The sequence below is a fragment of the Blautia sp. HCP3S3_D9 genome (assembly GCF_052063845.1).
In the GTDB taxonomy this organism is placed as follows: Bacteria; Bacillota; Clostridia; order Lachnospirales; family Lachnospiraceae; genus Blautia_A.
Genome location: NZ_JBQHWS010000146.1, coordinates 1 through 7,530 on the forward strand (window position 1 = coordinate 1; position 7,530 = coordinate 7,530).

8 protein-coding genes are annotated in these 7,530 nt (G+C 33.1%); all 8 read right to left on the bottom strand.

The window, feature by feature from the left end:
• Window positions 1-107: 107 nt before the first annotated feature.
• A complete protein-coding gene (locus ACTNES_RS17980; protein WP_441040271.1) occupies window positions 108-737 on the bottom strand; it encodes an acyltransferase family protein in 630 nt (209 codons plus the stop codon).
• A 101-nt stretch (window positions 738-838) separates the two neighbouring features.
• The gene (gene istB, locus ACTNES_RS17985; protein WP_441040272.1) at window positions 839-1,615 is read right to left on the bottom strand and encodes an IS21-like element helper ATPase IstB; all 777 of its coding nucleotides are present in this window, start codon (window positions 1,613-1,615) and stop codon (window positions 839-841) included.
• Window positions 1,616-1,621: 6 nt separating this feature from the next.
• Window positions 1,622-3,157: an IS21 family transposase gene (gene istA / locus ACTNES_RS17990; protein WP_441040273.1), complete on the bottom strand. Its 1,536-nt coding sequence runs from the start codon at window positions 3,155-3,157 to the stop codon at window positions 1,622-1,624.
• A 151-nt stretch (window positions 3,158-3,308) separates the two neighbouring features.
• A complete protein-coding gene (locus tag ACTNES_RS17995; protein WP_441040274.1) occupies window positions 3,309-4,346 on the bottom strand; it encodes an acyltransferase in 1,038 nt (345 codons plus the stop codon).
• A 25-nt stretch (window positions 4,347-4,371) separates the two neighbouring features.
• Complete coding sequence (locus tag ACTNES_RS18000) at window positions 4,372-4,557, bottom strand: 4Fe-4S dicluster-binding protein (protein ID WP_441040275.1); 186 nt, start codon at window positions 4,555-4,557, stop codon at window positions 4,372-4,374.
• Between the two features lie 26 nt (window positions 4,558-4,583).
• The gene (locus tag ACTNES_RS18005) at window positions 4,584-5,603 is read right to left on the bottom strand and encodes a Coenzyme F420 hydrogenase/dehydrogenase, beta subunit C-terminal domain (protein WP_441040276.1); all 1,020 of its coding nucleotides are present in this window, start codon (window positions 5,601-5,603) and stop codon (window positions 4,584-4,586) included.
• 43 nt (window positions 5,604-5,646) lie between these two features.
• Window positions 5,647-7,101 carry a flippase gene (locus ACTNES_RS18010; RefSeq protein WP_441040277.1) on the bottom strand — a complete coding sequence of 485 codons (1,455 nt, stop codon included), beginning with the start codon at window positions 7,099-7,101 and terminating at the stop codon, window positions 5,647-5,649.
• A gap of 9 nt (window positions 7,102-7,110) precedes the next feature.
• Window positions 7,111-7,530: polysaccharide pyruvyl transferase family protein (locus ACTNES_RS18015; RefSeq protein WP_441040278.1), on the bottom strand; the 420-nt coding region annotated here is incomplete at its 5' end.

Here is a 7,530-nt window from a genome sequence, read left to right on the forward strand (position 1 = left end):
CCAGATACCTGCAGGCTTAAAATACGAAATAAAAAGTGCTTCAAATGAATCTGTAGTGAGTATAACAAAAAAAATTCTGTTATGCACTACGCCTTCTTTTGAAGCACTTACTTACTTTCTAATTTTATTTTTAAATATGAAACTATCGCTGCAAACAAATATACTGGAAGCCAAAATAATGCAGACGTATACTTTGGTACATAAATAAGATTTACTATTACACAAACTAAGCAGATTAAAATAGATTTTTGTTTCATTTTTTTTATTATAATAAATATTATTGGAGATAAAATCACGTATTGGTATAATGTTCTCAGAAACCAAATAGGTGGATTATACTTTGCCGTTATAATTGATTGAATTAAAGTCACAAAAGAGATTTCTACAGTTTCATTTGTAACTTTAATTCGACTTAGTACTGCATAAATTCCAAAACCTATTAATGCCCATAAAATATATGGTATTAAAACAGTTCTAAAACGCTTTTTTAACAACTGTTTATATTTATCTAATCTATAATCTACAAACATAAGATATGATGAAATCATAAAAAAAAGTGGCACAGCACAATCTGCTAATATTTTTAAAGTTTGTTGAAATATAAAAGATACTCTATATGATTCTTCTCCTATAAATAAAGCTGTTGCACAATATGAATGTATTATAACCACAAATATGGCTAAAATTTCTGTTATATTTTTAATTTTATTCGACAATTTTATATCTATAGGTTTCATTACTTACTTTCCCACTGAATATTCTTGTGCGGCAGAGCCGCCTGTCCGGTGTAACGTGAGCCACCTGTCCAGACGGAGTGAGCCACAATAAATATGCGAGTTTACTCGCGTAATGCTTTATCCAAGCCATATACTTCTCGCATTGATCGATCATGTTCCGCATCAATGCTTGTGATATTTATTCGATAGCTGTCATGGGCAATACGATCAATGATTGCATCTGCAAGAGGACTGTCATCACCACCAAGCTGATCATACCATTCTTCGAATTCATACTGAGAGCAGAAAATCGTAGATGATTTCTTGCGTCTTCGATGAAGGAGTTCAAAGATATCCTTCTGCTCGGCTTCCGTTGGTTTTAGAAGAAGCCATTCATCAAGAATGAGAACCAACGGGTTAGCGTATTTAGCCATGACCTTTCGATAGTTACCTTCTGTCCTTGCGATTTCCAGATCAATGAGCAGATCCGGAAGTCGGACATACTTGGTGTTGTAATGCCGCTTGCATGCCTCCATGCCAAAGGCACAGGCCATGTAAGTCTTACCACAGCCTGTAGCACCGGTAATAAAAAGGTTCCGGTGTTCAGATATATACTCACAAGTTGCAAGCCGGTTAATAAGAGCCTTGTTGAGTTTGCGACCGGAAGTGTAGTTGATATCCATGATATTTGCTTCCGGCTGGTCGAATCCGGCATTACGGATCAGTCGTTTCTGACGATTATTTTTACGATTGCTGTATTCGATGTCCACCAGCATACCAAAACGGTCCTCAAATGGTACTTCTTTAAATTTAGGATCATCCAGTTGGTTACGAAATGCATCTGCGATGGTAGTAAGGCGCATTTCAATTAATTTATCTATTGTACTCTGATTTGTCATATGTGTTTACCTCCGATAGTAATCGGCACCTCTTGTGATGCCATGTGCTTTATGTGTGGTCTTGGATTCAGTTGTTTCTGATTCCGGTTTTACAGAACTTGTTACAAGGATGTTTTTAATACTCTTGTAACTGGGCGAGGATGTATAGGATAAAGCTTTTTTACAGGCTGCTTCAAGCAATGCATCTGAGTATTTCTCAGCAAGCTTTAGAAGTCCCATACAACTTCGGTAGGTCTGTTGTTCCACACTTTTGGAGGTCAGTATTGCATTGACCACAGTGTACGTATTTATGCCAATCCGCTCAGCCCATTTGCGGAACCGGTCGCCATTCCATTCCAGATATTTCTGGTGGTCTTCCGGCATATGTTCTGTGACAGTGCTGTACTGCCCAGGGCGTCCTTTCAGACGACGATGGGAAGCAATGCGGTTATGGTTGTAGAAAATTTCAATAGTGGTATCTGTTACCTTTACATCAACTTTCTTTTTGATGTATTCATAAGGAACTGAGTATAGCATTCCGTCCACAGATATGTGATAATTGAACTGGACAGTGGCTGTTTTCCAGTCACTCAGTTCAAAACGGGTAGCAGGTAATGGTGCCAGCAATGGTTTTTCTTCCTCAAGAAATAAGCTTCGCCGACTACCCTCTTTCTTTTGAAAGAGCCTTTGGTTGAACAGTTCGAGCTTGTCTCTGATTGCACGATTTAATTCGGCAAGGGAGAAGAACTGTTCATCCCGAAGTGCTGCTGTTATCCAGGTAGAGATATTTCCTACCATTCCTTCAGCATTCGGCTTATCCTTGGGAGCTCTGACACGTGCCGGAATAATAGCGGTGCCATAGTGTTCAGCCATTTCCTGATAGGTTTCATTAATCTGCTGGTCTTTAAGTCCACCATTGTGAACAACTGCAGTTTTGCAGTTATCCGGTACGAGAATCTTAGCAACACCGCCAAAGTACTCGTACATATGGACATGTGCATTAATCCATGATTTCTGCTTCATATCCAGAAATGCTTCCACATATGCATACTGGCTGTAAGTCATTACACCAACAAATATGTATGCCTTAATGATTTCTCCAGTATCTGGATCAATGATTGTTGCAGGATCACCTGCCCAATCAACTTCAACCTGTTCACCGGGTTTCCGGTTGATATGCATGGTAGCACGATGTTTCTGCTCTTCCTGTTGGATATGGTAGCAGAACTGTGAATACATGAGTGGTTCTTCGCCATTGGCACGGCAATCCTCCATGTATTCGGTCCACAGGAGTTTTTTACTTACACCGTTACGGAGTAATTCCTTGCGGATGTAATCGTAGTCAGGCATACGCTTTTGAGGACGGCTGTTTAGTTTTGGATAAAACAACTTTTCGAGAGCCTCATCTGTTTGATTGTCTTGCAAAGGCCAGCAAAGCTTTAATTCCTGAGCCCTTTTTAAGACTTTCGAAACAGTGTTTCTGGAACACGGAACACTTAATGCTATGTTCCTGTTGCTGAATCCCAGACTTGAAAGTCTGAGGATTTCACGATATTTAGTCATAAGGATGACCTCCTTCATAATAGATTTACACAATAAATGTGCATAAATCTATTATAAAACTGAAGTGGCTCATTATGACCGGAATAGTGGCTCACACATATCCGGAATGGTGGCTCAAGCTTGCCGGACAGGTGGCTCATTGGAGCACAGATTATTCACCCACCTTAATATCTACTAACTTTTTAATTATCCAAGACGTTATGTACGTAATAATCAAACATACAAATGTTACTACTACTATTATTATCAACCACCATGTTCCAAAGGAAAATGGATTAAACTTAAACATTTTATAAAACAAGTTTACATATAACATATGAATCACATATATAAGTAAAGAATTCGAAGAAACTTTGTTAACCATACTAGTAAAATAACTATTTTCTCTATAATTTATATGTTTAAATATAAAGGCTAATCCAATAGCCTGCCCCATTACAATAATAGAACTATATCCAAATAAAAATCTAAGCTCTACTTTAAATATGATCTCAATAACAGTAAAACCAATAAGGCATATCATACTTATAAGCACTAATAATATTGCTTTATGAAGTGAAATTTTAATAACTTCTTTTCTAATGGCATCGCCTATAAATAACCAAAACACCAAAAACGTAAATTCTGGAATTTTTATACCTATTCCAACTCCCATATATTCTAATATCGGAAAAAAACCTATATAAATAACAATTATAAACAAAAAATAGATTAGCATTTTGTTTGTTATTTTTTCTGATATCATTTTATATAATGGTAACATTATATAAATGCCTATCATTGAATAAACATACCATAAGTGCGACCAAGTGTTGCCCGCTAATACATTCATTATCGCATGAAGCACCTGATATATTGATATACTTTTCTCACTATATATCAATTCAATCCATGCAAATAATACACCAAATGTCAATAATATACCAACCATTTTAGCAATATAATGCCTAATAATATATTCAATGCTATATTGCTTTTTTTCATCTAATAATAAATATCCACTTATCATTAAAAAGCATGGCACTGCGCACCAGCATAAATTTTTCAACGAATAACCTAATATCTTAGTATATACAGTAATAGAATTACCATATTTTAATAAAGCCTGGTATATTACATGAATGAGAATAACCATCATTATAGAAAATATTTTCATATAATTAAGCCAAATTATTTTTTTTTTATTCATTTCAATACCTATCTTCATTTCTTATTTAAATTGGACATACTTTAACACATTTATAGCATCCTATGCATTTTTCATGCTCTATTTTAGGATAATTAAATCCTTCTTCATCTAAAACCATACTAATTGCATTTTGAGGGCAAATCGCATAGCAAGCTGCACATCCACAACATTTCGATTTTAATTCAACTAAATTAGGAATTTTTTTATTCATTTCCACTTTTCCTCAACCTTATATAATTATTTAACAAATTTTCTTATAATTTTTTGAGTTCCAGTAACCCTTAGAAATGATTTTAACTTATATTTTATCTTAGCTTTTTTTGATATATAACTATACTTATTCCAAAACTGTCCAAATTTCATTTCATGAAAGTCCTCAAAAAATTCTTTTCTTTCAGGTGGTTCTGCTGTCGAGCTCTTTATTGATGGATTATACTCTTTCCATCTATCATAGTCTGTTTTGTCAAAAATAAATGTTCTTGAACCTCTCTGCAATAACTGATTTCCTTTTGTACTACGAACTATAAATAAAGAAGTTCCTTTATCATCTGCCCATTTGGGCTTTTCTTTTTCTATTTTCCAAGCATCTCCTAATGTAATATCCGAATAATATTTTTCATCTTTAAATTGACACTCATAACAAGCAGGTCTTATATTCTTATCTGACAAGAAGCTTCTCATATATGAGTTTAATTCATGACTTTCATTCAACTGACTATTATCTTCATACTTCGCATGAAAATAATAGTCATGCCATCCTGCATTGCTTTTATTTCTAAAATTAATTTCTGAAATTTTTTTATTATTACTAATATATCTTAAATATGAATTCCAAACTCCTGGAGACGGAACTCCATGACAAATAAAATCTACCAGATATAACTTTTCTAAAGAAAGCCTATTGTTAATTATATAGTTTAAAATGGCCTTTACCTGACAAGGTGTCCCTGAAAACATTACCGTTTTTCCTGCCTGTAAGTCATTTTTTAAAGGAACATAAATGTCTTTCATGTCGCTTTGAACATACTTAGAGCAAAGCAATCTTTTTAATTGTTCTTGACTATCAACTCTAATATGCTTTACCAAAAAATCTGTGTCAAATGCAGCCCCATATATTATACCATTTTCTTTTAACACACTAATCGCCAGTTCATAAAACATTCCTCCTGAAGAGCTCTGTTTCCTAATACCATTATTAGTATTATAGCCTAAGTATGCATTCTTTAATTTTCTATTATTTTCCATATTTAATGCCACTACTCTCCCTTTTCCAAATCCTTTAATGTGACTATAATCCAAGCTAATTCTTAAACGCTCTTACTTTCGGTAATTCCATTTTTTTTAATATTTCTATTATTTCATCATGAATTACAATCAAGTAAATTACCGCCAATAATACAAATATAATACCACCTGTAAGTATCTGTATAACGAGTGTTAATATACCTTGTCCCATAATATTGCCAATAGTATTAACCATCAACATCATAATAAAACCACTTATAATAATTGGTATATACTTAACTATATATTTATAAACAGGTATTTCTTTTCTTACTGCATAAACCTGTATAAACATTACTCCAAATTCAGCAACTATTGTTCCAATGGCAGCGCCATTCGCTTGATATTTTGGTATCAAAACCCAATTTACTGACAAATTCAAGATAGCTCCCACAACTGCTGAAATAATATACACCTTATCATAATGCATTGGTATAAGATATTGTGTTCGAACTACATTAGCCCACGACATAAAAAAGCAAGATAATGATAAGAAAGCTATAATTGTTCCACATGGATAAAACTCTTTACCAAAAAACACAGGTGCTAGCACATTACTAATTCCCATGAGTCCAAATGAGATTGCTGAAGCTACAATTGTTACCATTTTCATAGATAAACGAATGTACATTGTATTTTCTTGCTTATTACCTTTAGCTACAATATTAGACATTCTTGGCAACATAACTGTTCCCATAGCCGTAATAATTCCCATTGGTATATTAATAATCTTTTCAGCACTATTATAGAACCCTACTTGAGTATAGATAGACATTTCTCCCAACATAATTTTATCCATTACTTTATAAATGCTATACGCCAAAACAGGAATAAATAGAATTAATACTGGTTTAACATTAGCAATAACTTCATTCCAATGCGCTAATTTAAATTTTACATATTTTCTTAGGAATAACCATAGAGTCATCTGACTCAGTGCTGTTCCAGATGCCATAATCAAAGTATATTTCCAAAGGTCAGCTGGTGTATGAACAAAAATAAACATTAAAATTACCGTAAGTATTCTTATAATTGTACTTCTCGTAACAGTGATTTTAAATTTTTCCAATCCAAAAAATAGCCAACTAACATCAAATAATCCTGACGTCACATAGATTAATTGCAAATATGATATTAATTTATTTTCTTTTACTATAAATAGCATATAAAAAATATAAGCAATAATAGCTATTATATATGTTAAAATTTGTAACGTATAAATAGCGCTAAATGTACGATTCAATTTTTCTTCATCATCTCTAACAGCTGCAACACATCTATTTCCATGATTTGATATTCCAAGCATTGCTGTCAGTAAAAAATAATATGCTACTGAATTAGTATAGGAATATACACCTACTGCATCAGCCCCTAATGTTCTAGAAACATATGGAGCAGTTATTAAAGGAAGAATTATTATTAAGATTTGATAACCTATATTATATATTAAGTTTTTCTGCAATGATTTCATTTTTCTTTCCTATCTATCTAATCCACTTAATGAATCCCATAAAAAGTTCAAAGATTTTTTTCTACTTTCTTCTAATTTTTTATTCACCAGTTCATATTTAATCTCTGTATTCATATAATATTCAATATTCTTTTTTGAATACAGCCTATCTTTCAAATTAAAACAATCTAACAAATCATAGAGCCGAGAATTCTTAGATGCCTGCTGCTTTTTTTGTTCTCTTTCAAACACTACAAATTTTTTCTCAAATAAAATAGAAAACACCGTGCCATGAAATGAATCTGTAAATATACACTCTGCGTGTCTTATATAGGACAAAAATTCTATTGGTCCAACTTTTTCAAGACTAATTCCTTCACCTTCTGAGTCTCCTTTAATATAACTCTGATTTGCATATGGGATATAATATAGTTTTAAATTATATAATTT

Excerpts from the sequence above, each read along its gene's own strand:
- ACTNES_RS17980 (WP_441040271.1), bottom strand. The coding sequence starts at position 737 with ATGAAACCTATAGATATAAAATTGTCGAATAAAATTAAAAATATAACA.
- istB (WP_441040272.1), bottom strand. The coding sequence starts at position 1,615 with ATGACAAATCAGAGTACAATAGATAAATTAATTGAAATGCGCCTTACT.
- ACTNES_RS17995 (WP_441040274.1), bottom strand. The coding sequence starts at position 4,346 with ATGAATAAAAAAAAAATAATTTGGCTTAATTATATGAAAATATTTTCT.
- ACTNES_RS18000 (WP_441040275.1), bottom strand. The coding sequence starts at position 4,557 with ATGAATAAAAAAATTCCTAATTTAGTTGAATTAAAATCGAAATGTTGT.
- istA (WP_441040273.1), bottom strand. The coding sequence starts at position 3,157 with ATGACTAAATATCGTGAAATCCTCAGACTTTCAAGTCTGGGATTCAGC.
- ACTNES_RS18010 (WP_441040277.1), bottom strand. The coding sequence starts at position 7,101 with ATGAAATCATTGCAGAAAAACTTAATATATAATATAGGTTATCAAATC.